The following is a 352-nucleotide window of genomic DNA, read 5'->3' as shown; positions in this document are numbered from 1 at the left end:
GTGCACCCGCTGCGCTATCGTTTCGATTTCTCCGCCGCAACGCCCTACCTGGTTTCCCGCGGCTACCTCGACCCCGACGCCGCCGCCGAAGCCGCAACGCGTCTCGCCCGCCAGGGCGGCACCTGATCGCGGCTCCCCGCTCCCCCGACCCCGACGACCCGAACCGGAAAGCATGACCTACGAACGCCTCAACCCCGACCGTGCTGGAGAGCTCCCGATCGATCCCGACCTGGAGGTGGAAGACCCACGCGCCCGCGCACCACGGCCGATCCACCTGCACTGGAAGTACATCGGCCTCGTCTTTGCCGGCGGGGCCATCGGAACCTGCATCCGCTACCTACTCTCCACAGTC

1 protein-coding gene is annotated in these 352 nt (G+C 68.5%); it reads left to right on the top strand.

Going from position 1 to position 352, the window contains the following annotated elements:
* Nucleotides 1-172: 172 nt before the first annotated feature.
* Nucleotides 173-352, top strand: a 180-nt coding sequence (locus AC1RO3_RS08900) for a hypothetical protein (RefSeq protein WP_481764066.1), incomplete at its 3' end; no start/stop codon positions are given.

It is taken from the genome of Dellaglioa sp. CoH-57-MRSF-19 (assembly GCF_056781975.1).
Note: the sequence above shows the minus strand (reverse complement) of the source record. Positions and strands in the feature narration are given on the sequence as shown.